The sequence below is a fragment of the Citrobacter sp. L55 genome (assembly GCF_002850715.1).
GTDB lineage: Bacteria > Pseudomonadota > Gammaproteobacteria > Enterobacterales > Enterobacteriaceae > Citrobacter > Citrobacter braakii.
On record NZ_KZ559402.1, the window covers coordinates 96,975 to 123,037 of the forward strand.

Genomic DNA, 26,063 nt, shown 5'->3' on the forward strand with positions numbered 1-26,063 from the left:
GCTAATGTTACCAGTTAAGATGCGCACTGAAAAACGGTTCTCTGTTAGACTTCAGAGAAACTCTCTCTACATTATGGCATTTGCGATGAAAGTAATCTCACAAGTTGAAGCGCAGCGTAAGATTCTGGAAGAAGCGGTCTCGACGGCACTGGAATTAGCGTCAGGTAAGTCGGATGGCGCGGAAGTCGCTGTGAGCAAGACCACGGGTATTAGCGTCAGCACCCGTTATGGTGAAGTGGAGAACGTAGAATTCAATAGCGATGGCGCGCTGGGGATTACGGTTTATCACCAAAACCGTAAGGGCAGCGCATCGTCCACCGATTTAAGCCCGCAGGCGATTGCACGTACCGTGCAGGCCGCGCTGGATATTGCACGTTACACCTCACCGGACCCGTGCGCCGGCGTGGCAGATAAAGAACTGCTGGCCTTTGATGCGCCCGATTTGGATCTGTTCCACCCGGCGGAAGTGTCCCCTGACGAAGCTATCGAACTGGCAGCCCGCGCTGAACAGGCGGCGCTGCAGGCCGATAAGCGTATCACCAATACCGAAGGCGGCAGTTTTAACAGCCACTACGGCATCAAAGTGTTTGGTAACAGTCACGGGATGCTGCAGGGCTACTGCTCCACGCGTCATTCTCTTTCCAGCTGCGTCATCGCGGAAGAAAATGGCGATATGGAGCGTGATTACGCCTACACCATTGGCCGGGCGATGGGCGATCTGCAAACGCCGGAATGGGTGGGGGCAGACTGTGCTCGCCGCACCTTATCTCGCCTCTCTCCGCGTAAACTTTCCACCATGAAAGCGCCGGTGATTTTTGCCAACGAAGTGGCGACTGGGCTGTTCGGACATCTGGTCGGCGCGATTGCCGGTGGTTCGGTGTACCGTAAATCCACCTTCCTGCTCGACTCGCTGGGCAAACAAATTCTGCCGGAATGGCTGACTATTGAAGAACATCCGCACCTGCTGAAAGGGCTGGCGTCGTCGCCGTTCGACAGCGAAGGCGTACGGACCGAACGCCGTGACATTATTAAAGACGGTGTGCTGACCCAATGGCTGCTTACCAACTATTCCGCACGTAAGCTGGGACTGAAGAGCACCGGTCATGCGGGCGGGATCCACAACTGGCGAATTCCAGGACAGGGTCTAAGCTTCGAGCAGTTGCTCAAAGAGATGGGCACAGGTCTTGTGGTTACCGAGCTGATGGGGCAGGGCGTTAGCGGCATTACCGGCGATTACTCTCGCGGCGCGGCGGGTTTTTGGGTCGAAAACGGCGAAATTCAGTATCCGGTGAGTGAAATTACCTCGCCGGTAACTTAAAAGAGATGTGGCGCAATATTGTGACCGTAGGCAACGATATTGAAACACGCAGTAATATACAGTGTGGTTCGGTATTGTTACCGGAGATGAAAATCGCCGGGCAATGATACTCGTTAAGGCGTTAATTTTTTAATAATAAAAAAGGAAGTGAGCAATGCGTAAACACCTGTTAGCGATCGTCGCGGCTTCAACGCTGGTTCTTGGTTCTTCTGCGTTTGCAGCCGATCTCGAAGATGACATGGGGATCCTCAACGACAACCTGAAGATCGTCGAAAAAACGGACAATGCGACTGAACTGAAAGACGCGTTGACCAAAATGCGTGCAGCCGCGCTGGATGCTCAAAAGGGAACGCCACCGAAGCTGGAGAGCAAATCCCCGGACAGTGCGGAGATGAAAGATTTCCGCCACGGCTTTGACACGCTGATCGGTCAGATTGACGGCGCGCTTAAACTGGCGAACGAAGGTAAAGTCAAAGAGGCGAAAGCCGTTGCGGAAGACCTGAAAAAAACGCGCAACGAAAACCACAAGAAGTTCCGCTAATCTACTCTTTCCGGCCTGCATAACCGTAGGCCGGATAAGACGCTGCGCCCCTGCATCCCATAAGTAAACGCTATCCCCATCACATTTTTTCATTTTTATCGTCCATTCATTGTTCGCATTTCCTTCCATTTTGCTGCTCACTCTTGCGATCTCAATCACATTCTTCCAGTGATTAATCGTGGTCCCGGCCCTTTTTGCGGCACAGATCACTATCGCTGCGCCCCTTTCCACTTCGAAGTGGAAAACAACTCGCTACAAACTTTTAACCCCCACCGCTAAGTTACCCTCAGAGCCACTAGTGGGGTAAGACGAGTGAATAACGGAGCTGTAATGAATGACATGGGGGAATCGGTGGAACTGGCCGACCGCATGCTGGCGCAGGTGTATGCCTTGCTGCGTGAACGCCACATTATTCCCAACGCTGTACAGGAACAGATGCTGACGTCGCATGTTCGCGCCATGGCGCACCGCTCGGTAACGGGTGAACCCTTACCAGAAGTCGATGCCAGCTTGTTTGATGAAATTTCTGCCGAATCAATGGCGCTTGCCCGTGACGTGGTCGCTGAGTTTGGCAATCTTCCTGAGGAAGAGGCCTGGCTGCTGTCGGTGCACTTCGAAGTCGCGAAAGACAACCTTTAAGGAGCAAAAGATGGAACAGATTACCGTAGTGATTGGCGATCGTCTGGGTAAAGGCCAGAAAGTGGCGGCAGGCGTTGAGAAAGCGGGCGGCCGTGCGGTTGTGGTGCCGGGCGTTGCGGCTGATATGAAGCTGGGTGACGTGATGAAAGCGGAAAACGCCACCTTTGGCATCTCGTTTTGCGGCAGTGGCGGCGCGGGTGCGATTACCGCGCAGACCAAATACGGCTACAAGGCGAAATACGGCATGCGCTCGGTTGATGAAGGGGTCACTGCCATCAACGAAGGTTGCAACGTGCTGGGGTTCGGTTTTATGGACAAAGAAGAACTCGGTGAGCGCCTGGTACAGGCGTGGCAAAAGAAACACGGCGCTTAAGCATGAAAGAACAATTCACCACCACGGTGAGAGTCACTGGCAAGGGCGAGGCCAAAGCGCGCGCCTTTGCCGATGCCCTGAACCACGTTCAGGCTGCGGTGATGAAAGCGTCGCCGCATATCTTACTGCGTATTGAGCCACAGGATGTGCAGGTTGTTCAAGCGCGTGAATCGGTGCGCAAAGAGGCATTTTTATTCCTCTTTTTGCGCCGGGAAAGACGCACCTTCAGCGTGGAGCTGGACGTGACCGTCAACGTAACTGCCATCAATCTCGACAAGGTGGATTTCGTTACGCAACGCTGATTCTTTATTAAAAGGCATAATTATGTTCCTGATAATATTAATAAAATCGCTCATCATCGGCGGCCTGGTTGGCGTCGGTGTCGGCGCTGGGGCTGCACGCATGTTTCATGCGCCTACCACTCAAGGGATGGGCGCGTTTCGTACTCTGGGAGAACTGAATTCCTGCGAAGGGGATCCGGCTTCTCACTTCTCGTTCGGCCTGGGCTTCTTCTTTAACGCCTGGGCTTCCTCCGTTGCGGCGGGGGCGTTCACTCAGGACGTCGACCATCGCATCATCCCCAACTGGGGCGCTGCTGCGCTGATGGTTAAAAACCGCAACGTCGGTGAAACGCTGCACGATCCCAAGCGCATGGCGATTGCCTGCGGCGTTATCGGGATGATCGTCGTGACCTTCCTGAACCTTACGGCGTCATCCGTACCGGAAGCGTTGCAGGTGACTGCCGTCAAGGTGCTGGTGCCTGCGGCTAACCTGCTGGTCAACACCGTGATGCCGGTGATCTTCTGGCTGGCGGCGATCGATGCCGGTAAAAAATCAGGCTTCTGGGCCACCGTCTTTGGCGGCGCGGCGCAGCTGATTATGGGCAACGCCGTTCCGGGTCTGGTCCTTGGCATTCTGATCGGTAAAGGCGTGGAAGAGAGCGGCTGGAACCACGTCACTAAAGTGATGATGGTGGCTATCGTCGCGCTGTTTGTCCTGAGCGGCTTCTTCCGCGGCTTCGACATGAAGATGATCGAATCCTTCCATCTGACCGTGCCTAACTGGCTCGAACTGATCCACAACTCGCTCAGCGGCAAATAACGGAGGCCATCATGGAACAGAATAAAGGTTTTTGGTTCGCTGACTGGTCGTTCCCGATCTTCGTTGGCCTGCTCTCCTCTGGCGTATTTGCCGGAACGCACATGTACTACCTGTACGGTATTGGCGCATTTAACGAAGTCGCTTTTGTGGCGATGCTGAAGGCGGGAATGGACACCGGCTCCTACGGGGCGGTGGCGGCGTTTGGTGCAAGCTTCCTGTTTGCCCGCATCATTGAAGGTTCGCTGGTGGGGATTCTGGATATTGGCGGGGCGATTCAGACCGGGGTCGGGTTAGGTGTTCCGGCGCTGCTGTTGGGCGCAGGTATTATCTTCCCGGTTGCCAACTTCGCAGCGTCGCTGGTCACCGGTCTGGTGATTGGTCTGGCGATTGGCTACATCATTATTCTGGCGCGTAAGTTCACCATCAATCAGAGCGACTCGACCTACGGTGCGGATGTCATGATGGGGGCCGGTAACGCCTCCGGCCGCTTCCTCGGGCCATTGATTATCCTCAGCGCGATGACGGCGTCTATCCCTATCGGCATCGGTTCACTGGCGGGCGCGCTGCTGTTTTACCTGTGGCAGAAACCGATCACCGGCGGGGCGATCCTTGGGGCGATGATCCTCGGGTCCATCTTCCCGATTGCCATTAGCTAACTGTTGATTTGTAGGCCGGATGAGGCGGTTGCGCCGCCATCCGGCAAAGGAGAGAGCGATGTTTGATTTACTCCTGCGCCGTGCGCGCCTCGTTGACGATACGGTGAGCGATATTGCGCTCAAAGACGGCAAAATTGCGGCGTTGGGCGACGTAGATGGCCCGGCGCTGAAAACCATCGAACTTGGCGGCGAGTACTACGTCAGCGCAGGTTGGATTGATTCCCATGTTCACTGCTACCCGAAATCCCCGATTTATCACGACCAGCCGGACAGCGTCGGTATAGCTACCGGCGTTACCACGGTGGTGGATGCGGGTAGTACCGGGGCGGATGATATCGATGATTTTTATACCCTGACCCGGGAAGCGACCACCGAAGTGTATGCGCTGCTGAATATTTCCCGCGTTGGGCTTATCGCCCAGAACGAGCTGGCTAATATGGCCAACATTGACGCCGATGCGGTGCGACAGGCGGTGAAGCGCCATCCTGATTTTATCGTCGGCCTGAAGGCGCGCATGAGCAGCAGCGTGGTCGGTGAAAACGGCATTACGCCGCTGGAGCGCGCCAAAGCGATGCAAGCGCAGAACGGTGACCTGCCGCTGATGGTGCACATCGGCAACAATCCGCCGGATCTGGATGAGATCGCCGAACGCCTGACCGCGGGCGACATCATTACCCACTGCTACAACGGTAAGCCGAATCGTATTCTGACGCCGCAAGGCGAGCTGCGAGCGTCAGTGACGCGGGCGATTTCACGCGGTGTGCGTCTGGACGTTGGGCATGGCACCGCCAGCCTGAGCTTTGCGGTGGCAAAACGCGCTATCGGTCTGGGCATTTTGCCGCACACCATCAGCTCCGATATTTATTGTCGCAACCGTATCAGCGGCCCGGTGTATTCCCTGGCGAATGTGATGTCGAAATTTCTCGCCATTGGGATGTCGCTACCGCAGGTCATTGAGTGCGTTACTGCCAATGCCGCCGATGGTCTGCGCCTGAAACAGAAAGGGCGACTGCAGGTTGGTCTGGATGCCGATTTAACCCTCTTTACGCTTAAGCGCCAGCCAACCGTGCTGGTAGATGCAGAAAACGACAGCCTGCAGGCTGAACAACTGCTGGTGCCGCTTGCCGCAATACGTGCGGGCAAGGGCTATATGACCGAACAAGGGAGCGCGGAACATGCCTTCGATTTTTGAGAAATACAATTTAAAACAGGTGATTAACACCTCAGGCCGCATGACGGCGCTCGGCGTTTCTACGCCACGACCAGAAGTGGTTGAGGCCGCAATGGCGGGGATGAATCAATATTTTGAGATGAAAGACCTGGTCAATAAGACCGGTGACTACATTGCGAAATTGCTGGAGGTGGAAGGGGCAACCGTCGTCTCCTGCGCTTCGGCCGGAATCGCCCTGTCAGTGGCTGGAGTGTTGGTTAAGGACAGCGACTGGCTGCTGGAGAACCTGCACGTCGCGCCGATCGAGAACAACGAAATCGTGCTGCCCAGAGGCCACAACGTCAACTTTGGCGCTCCGGTTGGCACCATGGTGGCGCTCGGCGGCGGCAAGCTCGTGGAAGCGGGTTATGCCAACGAATGTTCCGCCACTCAGCTGGCGGCGGCCATTACGCCACGCACGGCGGCCATTCTGTATATCAAATCCCACCACTGCGTCCAGAAAAGTATGCTCAGCGTGGAACAGGCTGCGGTGGTGGCGCGTACGCATAATCTGCCGCTAATCGTGGATGCGGCGGCGGAAGAGGATTTGCAGTGCTACTACCGGGTTGGTGCGGATCTGGTGATTTATAGCGGTGCGAAGGCGATTGAAGGGCCAACCAGCGGCCTGGTGATTGGCAAAACCCAATACGTTGAGTGGGTGAAGCGCCAGACCGCGGGGATTGGTCGGGCGATGAAGGTGGGCAAAGAGGGGATTCTTGGCCTGACCTGCGCCATCGAACTGTATCTGAACGCGCAGAAAGAGAGCGGCGCGGAGATGGTCGAGAAAATGACGCCGTTCATTAATGCGTTAAACCAGCTTCACGGCGTAAGTGCCCGCGTGGTGTGGGACAGCGCAGGGCGCGACATCGCGCGCACCGAAATTAAGTTTGACGAAGCGGTAACCGGCATCGCCACAGGTGAACTGGTCGACGCGCTCAAGCAGGGAGAGTACGCGATTTACTTCCGTGGTTACAAAGCTAACGAAGGCATTATCGAAGCCGATGTGCGCAGCGTGGATCGCGCGCAACTGGAGATTGTGGCCCGTCGAATTGGTGAAGTGATTTCGCAGGAGAAAAAAGCATGAAACTGACCCCTAACTTTTATCGCGACCGCGTCTGCCTGAACGTGCTGGCGGGCTCCAAAGAAAATGCCCGGGATATTTACGCGGCGGCGGAAGGACACGTGCTGGTCGGTGTGTTGTCAAAAAATTACCCGGATGTCGCAAGCGCGGTTGCGGATATGCGTGAATACGCAGCGCTTATCGACAATGCCCTCTCCGTGGGGCTGGGGGCGGGCGATCCAAACCAGTCGGCGATGGTCAGTGAAATTTCCCGTCAGGTGCAGCCACAGCATGTTAATCAGGTCTTTACCGGCGTGGCGACCAGCCGCGCGCTGCTGGGTCAGCAGGAGACGGTGGTCAACGGTCTGGTCTCGCCAACTGGCACACCGGGCAGGGTGAAAATCTCCACCGGTCCGCTGAGCAGCCAGACGCCGGACGGCATTGTGCCGGTAGAAACCGCGATTGCGTTGCTCAAAGACATGGGGGGGAGCTCGATTAAATACTTCCCAATGGGTGGCCTGAAGTGCCGTGAGGAATACATTGCAGTTGCCCAGGCCTGCGCCCGCCATGACTTCTGGCTGGAGCCAACTGGCGGTATCGATCTGGATAATTTCACTGAAATTTTGCAGATCGCCCTGGATGCCGGAGTGAGCAAAATCATTCCTCACATCTATAGTTCGATTATTGATAAGGTGAGTGGTAACACCCGACCGGACGACGTGCGCCAACTGATGGCGATGACCCGGGCCTGCGTAGGCTAACTGACTGATGAGGAAACTGACGTGCGATTCCCCAACCAACGTTTAGCGCAGCTGTTTGGCATGCTGCAAAACGAAGCGCTTCCACAGGACGAGCTGGCGCAGCGGTTGTCGGTTTCCACACGCACCGTACGGGCGGATATCACTGCGCTAAACGCGCTGCTCACCCAGTACGGCGCGCAGTTTGTCCTCAGCCGGGGTAACGGTTATCAACTCAAAATTGACGACCCGGCACGTTATCATGCCCTGCAAACGCAGCGACCAGACGCGTTGCTGCGCATCCCTCGCACCAGCCAGGAGCGGGTGCACTGGCTGGTGGTTCGTTTTCTGACGTCGGCCTTTTCGCTGAAGCTGGAGGATTTGGCTGATGAATGGTTTATCAGCCGCGCGACGCTGCAAAACGATATGGCTGAGGTGCGCGAGCATCTGCAACGTTATCATCTGACGCTGGAAACGCGCCCCCGTCACGGTATGAAGCTGTTTGGCAGCGAGATGGCGATCCGCGCCTGTTTGACCGATCTGCTATGGACGCTGGCGCAGCAGGATCCACAGCACCCGCTAGTGACGCAAGAGGCACTAAATGCCGGGATCCCTGAACAGCTACAACCTGTTTTGCAGGATATTTTTGCCCGTTTTCACATTCGCCTGACCGATGAGGGTGAGCTGTTTTTGCGGTTGTACTGCGCGGTGGCGGTACGGCGGATTAGCGAAGGGTATCCCCTCCCGGAATTTGCCGCAGAAGAAGCCGAGCAATCAGTGTGCCTGGCCACGCGGGAAATCGCAGCGGTATTGCACCGACTGGCGGATAAACCGCTTACCGTTTCCGAAGAGAACTGGCTGCAGGTGCATATCGCCGCCCGCCAGGTACAAGAGATCGCCCCCAGCGCCATCAATGCGGATGATGACGAAGCGCTGGTCAATTACATCCTGCGTTTTATCAACAGCCAGTACAACTACAACCTGTTGAATGACAAACAGTTACATGCTGATCTGCTGACGCATATTAAGACGATGATCACCCGGGTGCGTTACCAGATAATGATCCCCAATCCGCTACTGGAAAATATTAAACAGCACTACCCGATGGCCTGGGACATGACGCTGGCCGCCGTCTCGGGATGGGGAAAATATACGCCGTACACCATCAGTGAAAATGAGATTGGCTTCCTTGTGCTGCATATTGGCGTCGGGCTGGAGCGTAGTTACAACATCGGTTATCAGAGGCAGCCGAAAGTTCTGCTGGTATGCGATGCTGGAAATGCGATGGTGCGGATGATTGAGGCGGTGCTGGCGCGTAAGTATCCGCAGATAGAAATCGTCGATACTGTGACGCTACGCGACTACGAACAGCGGGAAAGTATCAGCGAAGATTTCGTCATCTCTACCGCGCGGGTTGGTGAAAAAGATAAGCCTGTGGTGATGATTGCACCGTTCCCTACCGATTATCAACTGGAGCAAATTGGCAAACTGGTGCTGGTCGACAGAACCCGTCCGTGGATGTTGAACAAATTCTTCGATGCCGCCCATTTTCGTGTGATCGACGAGCCAATGGATCAACAAACGTTGTTCAACGTTTTATGTCGCCAGTTGCAGGATGAAGGCTTTGTCGATGCGGAGTTTCTTGATTCGGTGGTTGAACGTGAGGCCATCGTCAGCACCATGCTGGGTGACAGCATTGCCTTGCCGCACGCCCTCGGTCTGCTGGCAAAGAAAACGGTGGTCTACACCATCCTCGCCCCGCAGGGTATCGCCTGGGGGGATGAAACGGCGCATGTGATCTTCCTGCTCGCCATCAGCAAAAGCGAATACGAAGAAGCGATGGCGATCTACGATATTTTCGTCACCTTCCTGCGCGAGCGCGCGATGACGCGACTCTGCGCATGCCGGAATTTCAGCGAGTTCAAAACGGTTGCAATGGAGTGTGTGAGCCGTTTTTGAGGGGCGGAAAACAGAACCTCTACTGCTGGAAATTAACGCAAGTGATGCACAACCTGATTACTGCTGCCGCGCCAGATTAGCGCCGGGTCTTTGAGATCCTGCACGTATTTGCCATCGACCAGCACGTTGATGAGATCGACAACCTGCATTTGCGCGGCATCGAGTTCATCGAGCTTGTAGCCGGTCCACACCCAGATGTCTTTTCCCGGACACTCAGCGCGAATGCGCTGCACCAGTTGCAGAATATCCGGCACGTTTTGTGGATGCAGCGGATCGCCGCCGGAGAGCGAGATCCCCTGACGGTGAATACGCGAGTCGTTCAGATCGGCAATGATCTTGTCTTCCATCTCTTTGCTAAACGGCTGGCCGGAATTGAGCCGCCAGGTGCTTTTGTTATAGCAACCGGGGCATTCATGCACGCATCCTGAAACAAACAGGGTACAGCGAGTGCCGGGACCGTTAACGATGTCGACAGGGTAATACTGATGGTAATTCATTTTCGCTTCTCATCCGTTTATCAATTCGCGCCATAGCTGCGTTCGTGCGCCCGAGTCACTTACTTATGTAAGCTCCCCGGGACTTACTCATTTGCTGCCTTGCTATGACGTGAATTGCGTTGCGGAAATAATGGCCCGAAAAGCGTCGCATCGCCGGGCAATAAAATCGTCTAAATTAACCGATCTGCCCGTTCCCTAAATGCTTAACGCGGCGCTTCACTTCTTCCTGCTTACCGGCGTTAAACGGACGTGCGTCCGGGCTGCCTAAATAACCGCAGACGCGGCGGGTGACCGATACGCGGGCGGCGTCGTGGTTACCACATTTCGGGCAGGTAAAACCTTTGCTGGTGCACTCAAATTCACCGGTAAAGCCGCACTCGTAGCATTCATCGATTGGCGTGTTGGTCCCGTAATAGGGCACGTGCTGATAGCTGTAATCCCAGACGTCTTCCAGCGCTTTCAGGTTGTGCTGAATATTCGGGTATTCGCCGTAGCAAATGAAGCCCCCGCTTGCCAGCGGCGGGTACGGCGCTTCGAAATCGATCTTGTCGTACGGGTTAACCTTCTTCTCCACGTCGAGGTGGAAGCTGTTGGTGTAGTAGCCTTTGTCGGTCACGCCCGGGACCACGCCAAATTCGGCGGTATCCAGACGGCAGAAACGGTCGCACAGGTTTTCACTTGGCGTGCTGTACAGGCTAAAGCCGTAGCCAGTTTCGTCTTTCCACTGATCGACCGCTTGGCGCAGGCGTTCCACAATGGCGATACCTTTGGCGCGCAGCTGCTCGCTGTCATACACATGCTTGTCGCCAAACAGCGCATTGATGGTTTCGTGAATACCGATGTAGCCCAGAGAGATGGATGCGCGACCATTTTTAAAGATTTCTGACACGTCATCGTCCGCTTTCAGACGCACGCCGCAGGCCCCTTCCATATACAGAATTGGCGCCACGCGGGCCTTCACGCCTTCCAGGCGCGCAATGCGGGTCATCAGCGCTTTACGCGCCAGCACCAGACGATCGTCAAGCAGTTTCCAGAAGGTGGCTTCATCGCCATGCGCTTCCAGCGCGATACGCGGCAGGTTGAGGCTGATAACGCCGAGGTTGTTACGTCCGTCGTGAATCTGCTCGCCGTTCTCGTTTTCCCACACGCCGAGGAAGCTGCGACAGCCCATTGGCGTTTTGAACGAGCCGGTCACTTTGACCACCTGATCGTAGTTCAGGATGTCCGGATACATACGCTTGCTCGCGCACTCCAGTGCCAGCTGCTTGATGTCGTAGTTCGGATCGCCAAACTTGTGGTTCAGACCGTCACGAATCGCGAACACCAGTTTCGGGAACACTGCGGTTTTACGATTTTTACCCAAGCCGGCAATACGGTTACGCAGAATGGACTGCTGGATCAAACGCGATTCCCAGCTGGTTCCCAGGCCAAAACCAAAGGTCACGAACGGCGTCTGACCGTTGGCGGTATGCAGGGTGTTCACTTCATACTCGAGAGACTGGAATGCGTCGTAGCACTCTTTCTCGGTACGGGAATGGGCATAACCGTCGGCGTCCGGGATCTGCCACTCTTCAGCGGTTTTACGATGTTTATTAAAGCTCTCGGTAACGAACGGCGCGAGAACTTCATCAATACGGTTAATGGTGGTGCCGCCATAAATATGGCTGGCGACCTGCGCGATAATTTGCGCGGTGACGGCGGTCGCGGTAGAGATGGATTTTGGCGGTTCAATCTCCGCGTTACCCATCTTAAAGCCCTGCGTCAGCATGCCTTTCAGGTCGATCAGCATGCAGTTAAACATTGGGAAGAACGGAGAGTAGTCGAGATCGTGATAGTGAATATCACCACGCTCGTGCGCCTGGACGACATCACGCGGCAGCAGGTGCTGACGCGCATAGTGTTTGGCAACGATACCGGCCAGCAGGTCGCGCTGGGTCGGGATCACTTTGCTGTCTTTGTTGGCATTTTCATTCAGCAGAGCAGAGTTGGTTTGCTCAACCAGACCACGAATTTCCTGGTTCAGACGGCCACGTTTTTCACGCTGGATATCACGGTCGTGGCGATATTCGATGTACGCACGGGCGAGTTGTTTGTACGGGCCAGACATTAGCTGGTTTTCTACCGCTGTCTGGATCTCGTTGATATCGACCTTGCTGCGCTCATTCATCTGGCTACTAACGACTTCTGCGACGGTGGCACAGTAATCTGCGTCATCGACTCCCGCTGCTTTAGCTGCACGCAGAATGGCTTCTTTGATGCGCTCTGATTTAAACGGCACTTTACAGCCATCTCGTTTCATCACATGCGGTGTCATGATCACTCCATATTTATAAGAACAGGTTATCCACAGAGGTTGGGGAGGCCATCAGGGCTTTATTCATCTCTATTGCCAATGACTTCCCGCAATCCTGACCCACTTTATCCACAATTCCACCGTGAAGCGGTGCACTGTAGTTGTAGCAATTGTAGTCGATTAATACAACATATTGGGTCGGCGTGCATTTTAAGTTCTATATGTAGTGATTTGCATCAAGGATGTTTACGATTTATTTGATGTAGCGCAAAGTAAAAATCGGAGCGTACAGATGACGGGCACTACAGCCGATTGTAAATTGTGGGCAGAAAATTCTGATTAATTATTCAACAAAAACAGAAAGGTAAGCTGAGCGTAGGCATCAAAGCCCGGCAGCGTTATGCGTACCGGGCCTGAACATAATTGCAAGCTATTTTTGCAACCACCAGACGGCTTCAAAAGGACGCAGCGTCATGTCTGCGGGTTGGCTGGCGACCTCGGCATAGTTGTGCATCAGCACCTGCCAGTTGCCGTCGGTCTGGGTCGGCTGCCAGCTCTGGAAGGTATCGCTCAGATTAGCAATGACCAGCAGCCGCTGTCCTTGCCATTCACGTTGATAGCACCACAGATGCGGGCTGTCCGGTAGCAGATCCTGATAGTCGCCCCAGGTGATAACCGGCTCTGCTTTACGCAATGCGATCAGCTTCTGATAGGTATAGAACACCGAGTCGGTATCGCGCAGCGCTGCCGCCACGTTGATATCCGCTGCGTTGTCGCACAGATTGATCCACGGCTCACCCTGGGTGAAGCCCGCGTGTTTGCTGGCATCCCACTGCATCGGCGTGCGGCTGTTATCGCGCGATTTACTGGCGAGGATCGCCAGCAGCTCTTGCGCATCGCGCCCCTGGCCGTTCAGGTTGGCAAACATGTTATGGCTTTCCACATCGCGGTAATCGGTAATCTGGCGGAAGTGCGGATTGGTCATGCCGATCTCTTCACCCTGGTAGATGTAGGGCGTGCCCTGCATACCGTGCAGCACCATCGCCAGCATTTTTGCGGCCGGAACGCGGTATTTACCTTCATCGCCAAAACGCGACACGATGCGTGGCTGGTCGTGGTTACACCAGAACAGCGCGTTCCAGGCCTGATTGTGCATGCCTTGCTGCCAGTGGCGGAATAGGGTTTTGAGCGCCACATAGTCGGGTTTGGCTAACGTCCACTTCTCACCGTTGGGGTAATCCACTTTCAGGTGGTGGAAGTTGAAGGTCATCGACAGTTCGCTGCCATCGAGTGCGGCGTACTGCTGGCAGTTTTCCAGCGTGGTGGAAGACATTTCGCCGACCGTCATCAGGCCGCGGGGCGTGAAGACGTCGCGATTCATTTCACGTAAAAACGCATGCGCACGCGGGCCGTCGGTATAAAAACGCCGCCCATCGCCGTCGGGATCGCTCGGGAAGTCCTGATCTTTAGAGATAAGATTCACCACGTCGAGACGCAGCCCGTCCACGCCGCGATCGGCCCAGAACTCGCACACTTTTTTTAGCTCGGCGCGGACCGCCGGATTCTCCCAGTTCAGGTCTGCCTGCTCCGGAGCAAAGAGGTGCAGATAGTACTGCTCGCTTTCGGCGTGCCAGCCCCAGGCGCTGCCGCCAAATTTGGAGCGCCAGTTATTCGGGAGACTGTCTGGCGTACCGTCGCGCCAGAGGTAAAACTGACGATACGGGCTGTCTTTATCCAGCGCCTCACGAAACCAGGGGTGCTGGGTTGAAGTGTGGTTAAACACCATATCGAGAATAATACGGATGCCGCGCGCTTTCGCCTGCGCCACCAGTTCGTCAAAGTCTGCAAGCGTTCCGTAGGCCGGATCGACAGACATGTAATCCGCGACGTCGTAGCCGTTATCAACCTGCGGCGAAATATAGAACGGCGTCAGCCAGATGGCATCAACCCCCAGCGTTTGCAGATAGCCGAGGCGCTGCGTCACGCCGCGTAAATCGCCGGTGCCGCTGCCGGTGGTGTCCTGAAAACTCTTGGGGTAAACCTGATAGATGACGCCGTTTTGCCACCAGTGGGGAATATTCATGGTTGTTTCCTGGAAATACGATGGGGCGCAACTGCGCCCCGAAGAAAAGTTAGACAATTTGTAGTGTGCCCATACGGTGTTTACGCTGATAAACGAATGAGGTCAGTACCATGGGGATAACAATCGCAATGACCATTGCCAAGCCAAATACCTGCCAGTAAGTCGGCTGGATGGAGAGGATGCCTGGCAAACCGCCGACGCCAATTCCGTTCGCCAGCACGCCGTTCAGGCCGCACAGCAGTCCGGCGAGACCGGAACCGATCATCGCGCACAGCATCGGGAAGCGGTATTTCAGGTTGATCCCGTACATGGCCGGTTCAGTGACCCCGAGATAGGCGGAGATCGCGGCAGGAACGGAGATTTCACGTTCATTGTGTTTGCGACTGGAGATGATGATCCCGACTACCGCTGAGGCCTGAGCGATATTCGACAGTGCGATCAGCGGCCATACCGGCGTACCGCCCATGCTCTGAATCATCTGCATGTCGATAGCCAGCGTGGTCTGATGCACGCCGGTTATCACCAGCGGGGCATACAGGAAGCCGAACAGCGCCGCGCCAATCGGGGCAAAGCTGCCGGTCAGCAGGTGACGGACCGCAAACGCGACACCGTCGCCGATCATGCGGCCAAACGGACCAATAAAGGCGTGCGCGAGGAATACCGCGAGGATCAACGAGCACACCGGGACGATCACCAGATACAGATAATCCGGGACGATGCGTTTCATGCGTGTTTCAATAAACCCGAGCGCCAGACCGGCCAGCAGTGCCGGAATAACCTGCGCCTGATAGCCCACTTTCTCAATGCTGAACAGGCCGAAGTTCCACACTTCCGGTACCTGTTGACCGAGTAGATAGGCGTTCATTAGCTGCGGTGAAACCAGGGTCACACCCAGCACAATACCGAGGATCGGCGTACCGCCCATTTTCTTCACTGCTGACCAGCAGATCCCGACCGGCAGATAGAAGAAGATCGCTTCGCCAATTAGCCACAGGAAGTCGTAAAGGGTTTTCAGCGAAGGATGCATCTGCGCCAGCGTCTGCCCGTTGCTCATGGGCAGATCGCCAATCACATTACGGAACCCCAAGATCAAGCCGCCGCTAATCAGCGCTGGCAGCAGCGGGAAGAAGATCTCCGCAAAATGAGAAATCAGCTGTTCGTGCCATTTCATATTCTGCCGCGCGGCTTTTTTCGCCTGCTCTTTGTCGGCGCTGGCCTGACCGGTTGTCGCCAGCAGCGCTTTGTAGTAATCGCCCACTTCGGTGCCAATCACCACCTGAAACTGCCCGGCGTTGGTGAAGCAGCCTTTGACCATAGGCAACTGTTCGATCTCTTTTGGCCTGGCATTCGCAGGCTGATTCAGCACAAAACGCAGGCGAGTAATGCAGTGACTTACCGTGGCGATATTGTCGCGCCCGCCTACCAGCTCAATCAGCCGGTCGATGTCTGCTTGTTTTATTTTGCTCATGATGATGTGTGTTCCCCGTAGGCCGGATAAGACGTTTTAGCATCGCCATCTGGCAACTCTCTCGTTGCTGTGGCCAGAGTATATCGTCGATGATTTTTTAAAAATGGGAACGTTCCCGAAACGCAGCGAAGATCACAAATTAACGCTCAGAAAGCGATCAGGAGAGGGTGGAAGGAATAACGATTTGTCGTAGTTCGCTACGGCCATTGATCTGCTCGATCAGCTGCGAGGCCGCTTGTCGTCCGGCTTCGGCATATCCTGGATCGACGGTGATAATTTCCGGATGGAGGAATTTCATCAGCGGCGTACTGCCCACGCTCGCCAGCTGTAGATTCTCAATTCGCTGCTCTTGCAGATATTTGCTGACACCAAGGGCGAGGGTGTCCGTCGCGCAGACTAAGGCAGTGGTTTCCGGGGTGATGACGTTGGCGGCCTGCTCATAACCCTGCTTCATGGCAAGACCCGGTAGCGCGGCTACAGGATGCAGTTTGTGTTTCTTACAGAACGCCAGGTAGGCTTCATGGCGGCGCTTACCGGTGGTCACGTCGCTATGGGGAACGCCAAGAAAGCTGATATGGCGATGCTCGCGATCGTATAAACGCTGCATCAGGGTGCGAATGGCGCCTTCATCGTCATAGCAGACGGAGGCAAAGCCTTTGGCATCTCTTGCCAGCAGCACCAGCGAATCCTGCCAGGAGGCGAGCATGGATTCACTTATGCCGGTAAAACCAAACAGCACCACGCCGTCAATATTGCGGCGTCTGAGCATGCCGAGATGCTCTTCAACCAGCTCGGGCGAGAACTGGCTTTCCATCATGATCGGGTCGTAACCCTGCTCATAAAAGGCGGGCAGCATGGTTTGCACGGCGAGATTTTCCGAAAGCGAGTCCAGACGCGTGACGATGATCGCCACCACCTTGTCACTTTGTCCGCGCATGGCGCGTGCGGAGCGGGAAGGGGAAAAACCGTGCTGATTCATCACCGCTTCAACGCGTTCGCGGGTGCGTTCGCTCACGCCGCTTTCATTGTTAAGCACACGGGAAACGGTTGATTTTCCCACACCGCTTAAGCGGGCGATGTCTTTAATTGTCAGCCGGTTTTGCATCCTGTTTTCCCGTGTTGCGTGTGAAGTTATGCCAAATAGAGAATAACTTTACTCAAGCGCAGCGCAATGGGCAAAGTCTGGTATACGTTTGGTTTAGTTTCCATGGTTTATCATACTGCCATAATTGCCACAAACCTTATGGTTTTCTGCGTATAATCCGCAGCGCAAATCATTCACTTACCGGAGGCTATATGGATCCCGATCCCACCCCTCTCCCGAGATGGAGAAACTCCCCTTTCCGGTAAGCCTGTCTTTCACTGTCTTACCGGAGCAGTAAGACAGTGACGTTCTGACGTCCCTGTTGTGAATTTAATATTGCCATCAGGTAAGGCTTTGCCACGCCTGAAGGATTTACTGCGCCTGTTGAGACTGGCGCAGAGGGACTGCCTATGTTCAAAAATATTACTCGCCAGCTATTTGCCCGGCTAAACCGCCATTTACCACATCGTCTGGTGCATCGCGATCCGTTGCCTAATGCCCAGACCGTTGCCAGCACGCCGATCCCACCATCGCTGAGCGAACATTGTCTGAAAATGGCGCTGATGGACGAAGCCGCGCTGTGGAAAACGTTTGGCGCGCACCCGGAAGGATTAAACGCCGCAGAAGTGGAAAACGCTCGCGAATTACATGGTGAGAACCAACTGCCGGCGCAGAAGCCGTCGCCGTGGTGGGTGCATCTGTGGGTCTGCTACCGCAACCCGTTTAATATTTTGTTGACCATCCTCGGTGCGATTTCCTATGCCACCGAAGATCTGTTTGCCGCTGGCGTCATTGCTCTGATGGTCGTCATCTCTACGCTGCTGAATTTTGTGCAGGAGGCGCGTTCCACCAAAGCGGCAGATGCGCTGAAAGCGATGGTCAGTAACACCGCTACGGTGCTGCGCGTTATCAACGAGAAAGGAGAGAACGGCTGGGTTGAACTGCCGATCGACCAGTTAGTTCCCGGCGATATCATTAAGCTGGCGGCAGGGGATATGATCCCGGCCGATCTGCGTGTGGTGCAGGCTCGTGACCTGTTCGTGGCCCAGGCTTCGCTGACCGGTGAATCGCTGCCGGTGGAGAAAGTCGCAACCAGCCGCGACCCGCAGCAAAGCAACCCGCTCGAATGCGATACCCTGTGCTTTATGGGCACCAACGTGGTGAGCGGCACGGCGCAGGCCATCGTGATTGCGACCGGAGCCAATACCTGGTTCGGGCAACTGGCGGGCCGTGTCAGCGAGCAGGAAAGCGAGCAGAATGCTTTCCAGAAAGGGATCAGCCGCGTCAGCATGCTGCTGATCCGTTTTATGCTGGTGATGGCGCCGATTGTGCTCATCATCAACGGCTATACCAAAGGCGACTGGTGGGAAGCGGCGCTGTTTGCCCTGTCTGTCGCGGTGGGGCTGACCCCGGAAATGTTGCCGATGATCGTCACCTCGACGCTGGCGCGCGGGGCGGTGAAGCTGTCAAAACAAAAGGTCATCGTCAAACACCTCGACGCCATTCAGAACTTTGGCGCGATGGATATCCTGTGTACCGATAAAACGGGCACCCTGACACAAGACAAAATTGTACTTGAGAATCATACAGATATATCTGGTAAGCCCAGCGAGCACGTCCTGCATTCTGCGTGGTTGAACAGTCATTACCAGACCGGGTTGAAGAATCTGCTGGATACGGCAGTGCTGGAAGGCGTGGACGAAGAATCAGCCCGCCAGCTCTCTACCCGCTGGCAGAAAATTGATGAGATCCCGTTTGACTTCGAACGCCGCCGCATGTCGGTGGTGGTCGCTGAAGAAACCGATGTGCATCAGCTGGTGTGCAAAGGCGCGCTGCAGGAGATCCTCAGCGTCTGCACCCAGGTGCGCTACAGCGGTGAGGTTGTCCCGTTAGATGACAACATGCTGCGTCGGGTGAAGCGCGTCACGGATACGCTGAACCGCCAGGGGCTGCGCGTGGTGGCGGTGGCGACGAAATACCTGCCTGCGCGTGAGGGTGATTACCAGCGTATTGATGAATCAGATCTGATCCTCGAAGGCTATATTGCGTTCCTCGATCCGCCGAAAGAGACCACCGCGCCAGCGCTCAAAGCGCTGAAAGCCAGCGGTATTACGGTGAAAATCCTGACTGGCGATAGCGAGCTGGTGGCGGCGAAAGTGTGTCATGAAGTAGGGCTGGATGCGGGCGATGTGGTTATCGGCAGCAGCATTGAAGGGTTAAGCGACGATGAGCTGGCAACGCTGGCCCAGCGCACCACGCTGTTTGCTCGTCTGACACCGATGCACAAAGAGCGCATTGTCACGCTGCTCAAGCGCGAAGGTCATGTGGTTGGCTTTATGGGGGATGGCATTAACGATGCCCCGGCGCTGCGTGCGGCGGACATTGGTATCTCCGTTGACGGCGCGGTTGATATTGCGCGTGAAGCGGCTGATATCATCCTGCTGGAAAAGAGCCTGATGGTGCTGGAAGAAGGGGTGATCGAAGGACGCCGTACTTTTTCTAACATGCTGAAGTATATCAAAATGACGGCCAGTTCTAACTTCGGTAACGTGTTTAGCGTGCTGGTGGCGAGCGCCTTCTTACCGTTCCTGCCGATGTTGCCGCTGCACTTACTAATTCAGAACCTGCTGTACGATGTATCCCAGGTGGCGATTCCGTTTGATAACGTCGACGAAGAGCAGATCAAAAAGCCGCAGCGCTGGAATCCCAGCGAGTTGGGGCGCTTTATGATCTTCTTTGGACCAATCAGCTCGATCTTCGACATTCTGACATTTTGCCTGATGTGGTTCGTCTTCCATGCGAATACGCCAGAACATCAGACGTTGTTCCAGTCTGGCTGGTTCGTGGTAGGCCTGCTGTCGCAAACGCTGATTGTGCATATGATCCGTACCCGCCGCGTGCCGTTCATCCAAAGCCGCGCCGCATGGCCGTTGATGCTGATGACGCTGGTGGTCATGGTGGTAGGCATTGCATTACCGTTCTCGCCGCTGGCCAACTATCTGCAATTGCAGGCGCTGCCGCTGAGCTACTTCCCGTGGCTGATTGCGATTCTGGCGGGCTACATGACATTAACCCAGCTCGTGAAAGGTTTTTATAGCCGCCGCTACGGCTGGCAATAAGCACAAGATATCGGCTGCGTTGGTCCCTTAAAAAGCCAACGCAGCTGTAACCTGGCGCAGGAAGAATATCGGTATCGCCCGATGATTCGCGCCGCATAAAATTCATGCGCATTATTATTTCTGTTAAAAGATAATTAATTCGATAAATGTGAATGATAAGTGAATAAATTCACGTAGAATATTGTTTTTTAATATTCATGCATTAAAAATTATAATTTATAAGATATGCCTTAGCACTCCCCCTCTATTCATTCCGTAAAATATCGATAATTAAAAAATTTACATAAAAATCTATGGTTGCAACATGCTGTATTTTATGTTTTTTTTAATGATTCCTTTATTCTTATTTTTGTTAATCCCAATAAAAACAATGCGTTGAGATATATATTCATGGCGGTGATTCGTTGTTATGAAATATGTCTTTGGATATACTCGCTTCTATATAAATTTATTTATATGGTGCCGCTGTTGCACAGGTTCGGAGAATCTGTGGCGGCGTGTTTCGTCGCTATGTCGTTTTATCTATATCATTTCGCTCACATCAGAGAGAGTCACATTATGCAAAGGAAAGCTATTTCATTTTGTATTGCCCTGGCATTAAGCGGTAATACATTTGCCGCCGATCTTAACAACAACGAAGACAAAAAAAAGCAGTGTCCCGAAAATATCAGCAGCCTTTCTCAGGCTGAGCTGGCCAAACTGTCGCCGGAGTGCCAGAAAGCCACGGAAAGCGTTTTAGAGCAGGGCTGGGCATGGGCGGTGGGCGGTATCGCTGCTGTGGCCGCCACGGTGGGTATCGCGGCGAGCGGCGGCGGCGGCAGCAGCCATTCGTCCTCCGGGTTGCCTGTTGATCCAGTAACGCCTGTGGACCCGGTAACACCTGTCGATCCGGTGGACCCCGTTACACCTGATACCCCCCCCTCTGTTTATGACAATGGCGTTACCCTTGACCGGGGCGCGAAAACCCTGACCTTTGCCTCGCTGGTGGTGAACGGCGTCACTTATACCAATACCACCTTCGCCATTACCAAGCAGGGCGACGGCTACCTGCTGACCGCGCCGGACGGCAAAACCCTGACCGTGACCAGCCTGAATGTGATGGGCAATGCGCTGGTGATGCAGGGAACGTACGGCAGTAACAACCTGTTCTGGTCGTACAACCGCGCAGGAAAGCTTACCCTTGCGGGGCCAGACACCACGGTTATTGACGGCGACGGGCAGCAGAAAACAGTTGATGGTGGCTCCACCGCAGGCGGCCCGGGCGATACCGGGACGATTATCAACGGCGATGGTAACGATATTAATGTGAATGGTGACACCGGCGCTACTGGCGGCGGCACCGGCACCGACGTAACCGGTGACGACAACACCATCGACAATAAGGGTAAAAATACCGCAGACGGCGAAGGCTCCACCGGTACAAAAGCTGACGGTAACGGCAACACCATCAATAACGAAGGTGATACTGGCGCCACCAATGGTGGTACCGGCACGGACGTTGACGGCAACAACAACACCATCGACAACAAGGGTAAAACCACTGCAGATGGCGCTGGCTCAACGGGTACCGACGTAACCGGCGACGGCAACAAAATCAACAACGAAGGTGATACCAGCGCAACTGCTGGCGGCACCGGCACCAGCGTGGACGGTGGCGGCAACACCATTGACAACAAAGGCACCACCACCGCAGAAGGGGAAGGCTCGACCGGTACTGATGTCGCGGGTAATAACAACACCATTAATAACGATGGCGCCAGCAAAGTCATTGACGGTGCGACGGGGGCAAAAGTCAGCGGTGACGGCAACACCCTGAACAACGCAGGGGAAATGACCGCAGGCAGTACCGACAGTACCAAACCGAGCACCGGGGTGGATGTTGCCGGTAATAACAATACCATTAACCAGAACGGTAAAATGGTAGTGGGGGATTTCTCCACCGGTCTGAACGTGACGGGTAAATCGAACACCATTAATCTCGCGTCTGAAGAGATGAGCATCACCGGCCAGCAGGCGACCGGAGTCAACGTTTCCGGCGAAGCCAATAAGGTGACGCTGACCGGCAATATGGTGGTGGATAAAGACCAGACCTCTCCGCTGGCGGCAGATAATTTCTATAAGGCGTCCACCGGGATTAACGTTAGTGGAAGCAGCAATACCGTTAGTCTGGACGGAAAACTGACGGTAATCAGTGATACTGAAGCTACCTATGGAACAGAGTACAAACCGGGCAGCTCTGAAAGCATTAGAGGTTTGACGATTACCGGTGATGGCAACACCGTAAATCTGAACGGAGGGATTACCCTGAAAGGGGAAACGGACGCAATGGCTGATATTGCGGCAGGAGACAGCATCGGGGATGAAAATAGAGGGGCAGCAAATCAGTCTGTTGTTGATATTAGCGGCAAATCAACGGTCAATCTGTCAGGGGCATCAACCATCGAAGGTGATTTTTACGCCGGACTGGGCTCTGTATTCACGTTGTCTGATGGTGCATCACTGGTGATGCAGGATGGTGCATCACTGAATATGAATGCCGGTCATGTAGATAATTTCAACTACAACATGGATATGACTCCGTTAGTGAATGCTACGACGGATGCAACCATTACGATAGCCCCTACTGCGACAGTTCAGATTAAGGATGCTGCCGGTTTCCGTACCGCGACAGGCGCTGCAATGGTTAACAACGGGACGGTCGAGTTTGATCGTACTTCCCTTCTTGGTAATGACCGTAGCGGTGGTTTACGTGGCATGGATGCCCGTGGTGGCTCGGTGGTAAACAACGGTAAAGCCGTGGGCAAAGTGCTTAATCGAGATGGCGTAAATAGACTTGGAGGCACGAGTGATGACTACAGTGCGGTATGGGGTTCTGTGTCTGCTGTGGAAGTTATGAGTGCAACAAGCAATTCATCAACAGTCACCAACAGCCAGACGGGGGAAATTGAGCTCTATGGCCGTGGATATGGCATGACCGCTATGTCGGGAGCGAAAGCTGAAAACTACGGTTCAATTACCTCGGATTCTATGTGGAAAGATGCCGCAGACACGACGGACTATGCTGCTGATGTCGCTGGTTTGACCGATGTCAGGTACTTCGGCGCAGGTATGGGCAGCTCTGGCGGTAGCTTAACCAACCACGAGAATGGAACAATCACCATTTATAATGCCGGTGTGGGGATGTTTGCCGCGAGTGCGACGGCGATCAACCAGGGCACCATTAATCTTGAGAAAAATGAGAATTACACTGGCAATGAACCGCTCGTCGGTATGGCGGTGTATAGCGGTGGTACAGCCATTAACGACACTACCGGCATAATTAACATCAATGCTGAGAATGGTAAGGCGTTTTATTCTGATGGTAATGCCAACAACCGTATTATCAACCGCGGACAGATTATTCTGGGGGCGAATGCGTCAGCCGATGCGGATAACAGCGCTGACCTTGTGATGCCTGAATTTGCTGATGGCACCATTCTTGAGAACACCACCACTCTGGATAAAAATACGGGTATTGCACCCGGCAGTACGGTCAGCAATACCGGCACGGTTGATGGCACCTCAACGTTGACAGTCGAGGGCATCTATAACAACCAGACCGGTGCGGTGACCAGCGCGCCGTTGACCGTCAACGCCAGCGGCTTGGTGAATAATAGCGGTACGGTTAACAGTGTCACCACCGTCAACGGTTCCGGGAAAGTCGTCAACACCGGCAGCATGACCAGAGGCGTGAAGCTGAACACCAGTGCTAAAGTCACCAACAGCGGCACCGTCGCGCTGGGTAGCAGCAGCGATGCCAACAACGCCAGCATCCTGGAGCTGAAAAACAACAGCGTGTTTGAAAACGCTGCCGGTGGCATCGTGACGCTCGATAACACGAAAAACGCCATCCACCTGAACCACAACGGCACCCTGAAGAACGACAAGGGCGCGACCATGAACTTTACCGCCGCCAGCAATAATTCCACGGCGGTGAATATCTGGAACAATACGGCGGACTTTATCAACGACGGTACGGTAAACGCCACCGGCGTGACGGTGGTGGGGTCTGCCGGTAACGCGGCCGCCGATAAGGCCTTCTTCTGGAACCAGGATGACGGGGTAGTGAACTTTGCCGCTTCCAAATCCGGTCAGAGCGCGGTCAGCCTGACCCACAGCAACTATGCGGGTATTAACGACGGCACCATGAATATCAGCGGCAGCGGCGCCATTGGTATGAAAGGCAGCCAGAATGCCCAACTGGTCAACAACGGCAGTATCAATCTGGGGACAGCCGGTACGGATGAAACCGGCATGATTGCCATGCAGCTGGATGCAAACGCCACGGTGGACGCGGTGATTGAGAACAACGGCGCAATCAATATCTACGCCAAAGACTCTTACGCTTTCAGCCGTCTGGGAGCTAACGGTCGCATCATCAACAACGGCACGGTACTGCTGGAAGGCACCGGCAGCGGGCTGGTGAAAGAGTCTGGCGTGACGGTGGAAGGTAGCGGCACCGGTGGTAACGGCACGGAAACCCATGCGGCTTCCTATACCCTGCCGACCGACCCGACTGTGGCCCCTGTGCAGAGTAAAGGCCTGCGCTCCAGCGTCAGCCAGTACACCATCGGCACCAGCGCCAGCGGCACCGCCGGTACGTTGACCGCCGATTATGTTGACCTGGGCGATGTGGATGTGGATACCGGCTTCACCGCAGGTACGGCTGCCACGACTCAGACCTTCAACGACGTGTTTGTCGGCGAAGATATCCAGGGTGAGCAGAACATCAAATCCGCCAGCGTGGTATGGACGGCGGAAGGTGAGAAAGACACGAACGGCAACGTTGACGTCACCATGACCAAAAACGCCTACACCGACGTGGTGACCGACAGCAGCGTCAGCGGTGTTGCCGGCGCGCTGGATGCCGCCTACACCAACAACGAGCTGTTCAGCAGCCTGAACCTGAAGACCTCTGCCGACGTGACGAAGGCGATGAAGCAAATCAGCGGCAACAAGGCTGTGAACGTCTCCCGCGACGCCCGCAGACTCAGCAACCGCTTCGATATGCTGGCGGATGCCGCGCCGGAACTGGGTAATGGTCTGTCGTTTAACCTGGTGGCGAAAGGTGACCAGCGTGCCGAACTGGGTAAAGACACTCAGTACGACATGATGGCTCTGCGTCAGAAACTGGGCTTTGGCGATAATCAGTCGCTGACCATGGAGTACGGTATTGCCCGTCTGGACGGCAAAGGCAATGTCTCTTCCGGCAGCGACGGTATCACCGGCGGTTACAGCCAGTTCCTGGGTCTGGAGCACGCCATGCCGCTCGGTGAGGAAGGTCTCTCCTGGAACAACGCCCTGCGTTACGACGTACATCAGCTCGACAGCAAACGCGGCATTAACTACGGTGATGTCAACAAACAGGCGCTGGCGGACAGCCGTCAGCAATACCTGGAGCTGCGTACCGAGGGTCGTAAAACCTTCGCCGTCAGCGAAGGGCTGGATGTTGTGCCATATGCTGGTCTGAAACTGCGTCACACCATGGAAGACGGTTATCAGGAGCGCGGTGCTGGCGACTTTAACCTGAACATGAACAGCAGCACGGAAACGGCGGTTGATTCAGTGGTGGGTATGAAGCTGAGCTATGCCGGTAAGGATGGCTGGGCAGCAACGGCGATGCTGGAAGGCGGCCCGAACCTGAGCTACGTCAGTACTGGCAAAAAAGCGTCCCTGCAGGGGGCGGCAGGTCAGAGCTTCAACGTTGACGACGGTCAGAAAGGTGGCAGCATCAACAGCATGGCACAGGTGGGTGTGAAGTATAACGCCGGTAACACCAGCGCCGGGCTGGACGCTTTCCACTGGAAAGAGGACAATATCAGCGACAAGGGCTTTATGCTGAATATTAAACACAATTTCTGATAACAGCCTGAGTGAGTAAAAACA

18 protein-coding genes and 1 pseudogene are annotated in these 26,063 nt (G+C 54.8%); 14 read left to right on the forward strand and 5 right to left on the reverse strand.

Going from position 1 to position 26,063, the window contains the following annotated elements; translation table 11 throughout:
- Nucleotides 1-73 precede the first annotated feature (73 nt).
- The 11 genes and pseudogenes from pmbA (at nt 74) to B9P82_RS10605 (ending at nt 9,594) form a co-directional block, all read left to right on the forward strand.
- Nucleotides 74-1,425: pseudogene (gene pmbA, locus B9P82_RS10555) on the forward strand (metalloprotease PmbA).
- A 47-nt stretch (nt 1,426-1,472) separates the two neighbouring features.
- Nucleotides 1,473-1,859, forward strand: coding sequence for a cytochrome b562 (gene cybC, locus B9P82_RS10560; RefSeq protein WP_016155540.1), 387 nt, complete (start codon nt 1,473-1,475; stop codon nt 1,857-1,859).
- Nucleotides 1,860-2,189: 330 nt separating this feature from the next.
- On the forward strand, nt 2,190-2,498 hold the full coding sequence (locus tag B9P82_RS10565; RefSeq protein WP_016151467.1) for a PRD domain-containing protein: 309 nt from the start codon (nt 2,190-2,192) through the stop codon (nt 2,496-2,498).
- 10 nt (nt 2,499-2,508) lie between these two features.
- Nucleotides 2,509-2,871 (forward strand): SFCGS family glycine-rich protein, encoded by a 363-nt coding sequence (locus B9P82_RS10570; protein ID WP_003830384.1) that lies wholly within the window; start codon nt 2,509-2,511, stop codon nt 2,869-2,871.
- A gap of 2 nt (nt 2,872-2,873) precedes the next feature.
- Nucleotides 2,874-3,173: a DUF4312 family protein gene (locus B9P82_RS10575; RefSeq protein WP_016151468.1), complete on the forward strand. Its 300-nt coding sequence runs from the start codon at nt 2,874-2,876 to the stop codon at nt 3,171-3,173.
- Between the two features lie 22 nt (nt 3,174-3,195).
- A complete protein-coding gene (locus B9P82_RS10580) occupies nt 3,196-3,972 on the forward strand; it encodes a DUF4311 domain-containing protein (protein WP_005134210.1) in 777 nt (258 codons plus the stop codon).
- Between the two features lie 11 nt (nt 3,973-3,983).
- Nucleotides 3,984-4,628: a DUF4310 family protein gene (locus tag B9P82_RS10585; RefSeq protein ID WP_003830379.1), complete on the forward strand. Its 645-nt coding sequence runs from the start codon at nt 3,984-3,986 to the stop codon at nt 4,626-4,628.
- 58 nt (nt 4,629-4,686) lie between these two features.
- On the forward strand, nt 4,687-5,820 hold the full coding sequence (locus B9P82_RS10590; protein WP_047358560.1) for an amidohydrolase/deacetylase family metallohydrolase: 1,134 nt from the start codon (nt 4,687-4,689) through the stop codon (nt 5,818-5,820).
- Complete coding sequence (locus tag B9P82_RS10595; protein ID WP_047358559.1) at nt 5,804-6,922, forward strand: DgaE family pyridoxal phosphate-dependent ammonia lyase; 1,119 nt, start codon at nt 5,804-5,806, stop codon at nt 6,920-6,922. Before B9P82_RS10590 ends, B9P82_RS10595 begins: the two co-directional genes overlap by 17 nt.
- Complete coding sequence (locus B9P82_RS10600) at nt 6,919-7,659, forward strand: 2-dehydro-3-deoxy-phosphogluconate aldolase (RefSeq protein ID WP_016151471.1); 741 nt, start codon at nt 6,919-6,921, stop codon at nt 7,657-7,659. The genes B9P82_RS10595 and B9P82_RS10600 overlap by 4 nt, the downstream gene beginning before the upstream one ends.
- Before the next feature lie 21 nt (nt 7,660-7,680).
- On the forward strand, nt 7,681-9,594 hold the full coding sequence (locus B9P82_RS10605) for a BglG family transcription antiterminator (protein ID WP_094761005.1): 1,914 nt from the start codon (nt 7,681-7,683) through the stop codon (nt 9,592-9,594).
- Nucleotides 9,595-9,626: 32 nt separating this feature from the next.
- Here the strand turns inward: B9P82_RS10605 and nrdG are convergent, their stop codons facing one another.
- The 5 genes from nrdG to treR form a co-directional block, all read right to left on the reverse strand.
- The gene (gene nrdG / locus B9P82_RS10610) at nt 9,627-10,091 is read right to left on the reverse strand and encodes an anaerobic ribonucleoside-triphosphate reductase-activating protein (protein ID WP_065554560.1); all 465 of its coding nucleotides are present in this window, start codon (nt 10,089-10,091) and stop codon (nt 9,627-9,629) included.
- A 175-nt stretch (nt 10,092-10,266) separates the two neighbouring features.
- The gene (gene nrdD / locus B9P82_RS10615; RefSeq protein ID WP_016151477.1) at nt 10,267-12,405 is read right to left on the reverse strand and encodes an anaerobic ribonucleoside-triphosphate reductase; all 2,139 of its coding nucleotides are present in this window, start codon (nt 12,403-12,405) and stop codon (nt 10,267-10,269) included.
- Nucleotides 12,406-12,814: 409 nt separating this feature from the next.
- Entirely contained in the window at nt 12,815-14,467 is a 1,653-nt protein-coding gene (gene treC / locus B9P82_RS10620) for an alpha,alpha-phosphotrehalase (protein ID WP_101700314.1), read from the reverse strand.
- A gap of 49 nt (nt 14,468-14,516) precedes the next feature.
- The gene (treB, locus tag B9P82_RS10625; RefSeq protein WP_101700315.1) at nt 14,517-15,935 is read right to left on the reverse strand and encodes a PTS trehalose transporter subunit IIBC; all 1,419 of its coding nucleotides are present in this window, start codon (nt 15,933-15,935) and stop codon (nt 14,517-14,519) included.
- Between the two features lie 157 nt (nt 15,936-16,092).
- Complete coding sequence (gene treR / locus B9P82_RS10630) at nt 16,093-17,040, reverse strand: trehalose operon repressor TreR (protein ID WP_016155565.1); 948 nt, start codon at nt 17,038-17,040, stop codon at nt 16,093-16,095.
- 191 nt (nt 17,041-17,231) lie between these two features.
- Between treR and mgtL the strand changes: the two genes are divergently transcribed.
- From mgtL to B9P82_RS10645, 3 genes are all read left to right on the forward strand, one after another.
- On the forward strand, nt 17,232-17,285 hold the full coding sequence (mgtL, locus tag B9P82_RS29395; RefSeq protein WP_223870169.1) for a mgtA regulatory leader peptide MgtL: 54 nt from the start codon (nt 17,232-17,234) through the stop codon (nt 17,283-17,285).
- 144 nt (nt 17,286-17,429) lie between these two features.
- Nucleotides 17,430-20,138 (forward strand): magnesium-translocating P-type ATPase, encoded by a 2,709-nt coding sequence (mgtA, locus tag B9P82_RS10640; protein ID WP_016151487.1) that lies wholly within the window; start codon nt 17,430-17,432, stop codon nt 20,136-20,138.
- A 558-nt stretch (nt 20,139-20,696) separates the two neighbouring features.
- Nucleotides 20,697-26,039 carry a BigA/YdbA N-terminal beta-barrel domain-containing protein gene (locus B9P82_RS10645; protein ID WP_101700317.1) on the forward strand — a complete coding sequence of 1,781 codons (5,343 nt, stop codon included), beginning with the start codon at nt 20,697-20,699 and terminating at the stop codon, nt 26,037-26,039.
- Nucleotides 26,040-26,063 lie beyond the last annotated feature (24 nt).

Bases quoted from the DNA above. Each gene is read 5' to 3' on its own strand.
- cybC (WP_016155540.1), top strand. From the start codon at position 1,473: ATGCGTAAACACCTGTTAGCGATCGTCGCGGCTTCAACGCTGGTTCTT.
- B9P82_RS10565 (WP_016151467.1), top strand. From the start codon at position 2,190: ATGAATGACATGGGGGAATCGGTGGAACTGGCCGACCGCATGCTGGCG.
- B9P82_RS10570 (WP_003830384.1), top strand. From the start codon at position 2,509: ATGGAACAGATTACCGTAGTGATTGGCGATCGTCTGGGTAAAGGCCAG.
- B9P82_RS10575 (WP_016151468.1), top strand. From the start codon at position 2,874: ATGAAAGAACAATTCACCACCACGGTGAGAGTCACTGGCAAGGGCGAG.
- B9P82_RS10580 (WP_005134210.1), top strand. From the start codon at position 3,196: ATGTTCCTGATAATATTAATAAAATCGCTCATCATCGGCGGCCTGGTT.
- B9P82_RS10585 (WP_003830379.1), top strand. From the start codon at position 3,984: ATGGAACAGAATAAAGGTTTTTGGTTCGCTGACTGGTCGTTCCCGATC.
- B9P82_RS10590 (WP_047358560.1), top strand. From the start codon at position 4,687: ATGTTTGATTTACTCCTGCGCCGTGCGCGCCTCGTTGACGATACGGTG.
- B9P82_RS10595 (WP_047358559.1), top strand. From the start codon at position 5,804: ATGCCTTCGATTTTTGAGAAATACAATTTAAAACAGGTGATTAACACC.
- B9P82_RS10600 (WP_016151471.1), top strand. From the start codon at position 6,919: ATGAAACTGACCCCTAACTTTTATCGCGACCGCGTCTGCCTGAACGTG.
- nrdG (WP_065554560.1), bottom strand. From the start codon at position 10,091: ATGAATTACCATCAGTATTACCCTGTCGACATCGTTAACGGTCCCGGC.
- nrdD (WP_016151477.1), bottom strand. From the start codon at position 12,405: ATGACACCGCATGTGATGAAACGAGATGGCTGTAAAGTGCCGTTTAAA.
- treC (WP_101700314.1), bottom strand. From the start codon at position 14,467: ATGAATATTCCCCACTGGTGGCAAAACGGCGTCATCTATCAGGTTTAC.
- treB (WP_101700315.1), bottom strand. From the start codon at position 15,935: ATGAGCAAAATAAAACAAGCAGACATCGACCGGCTGATTGAGCTGGTA.
- treR (WP_016155565.1), bottom strand. From the start codon at position 17,040: ATGCAAAACCGGCTGACAATTAAAGACATCGCCCGCTTAAGCGGTGTG.
- mgtA (WP_016151487.1), top strand. From the start codon at position 17,430: ATGTTCAAAAATATTACTCGCCAGCTATTTGCCCGGCTAAACCGCCAT.
- B9P82_RS10645 (WP_101700317.1), top strand. From the start codon at position 20,697: ATGCAAAGGAAAGCTATTTCATTTTGTATTGCCCTGGCATTAAGCGGT.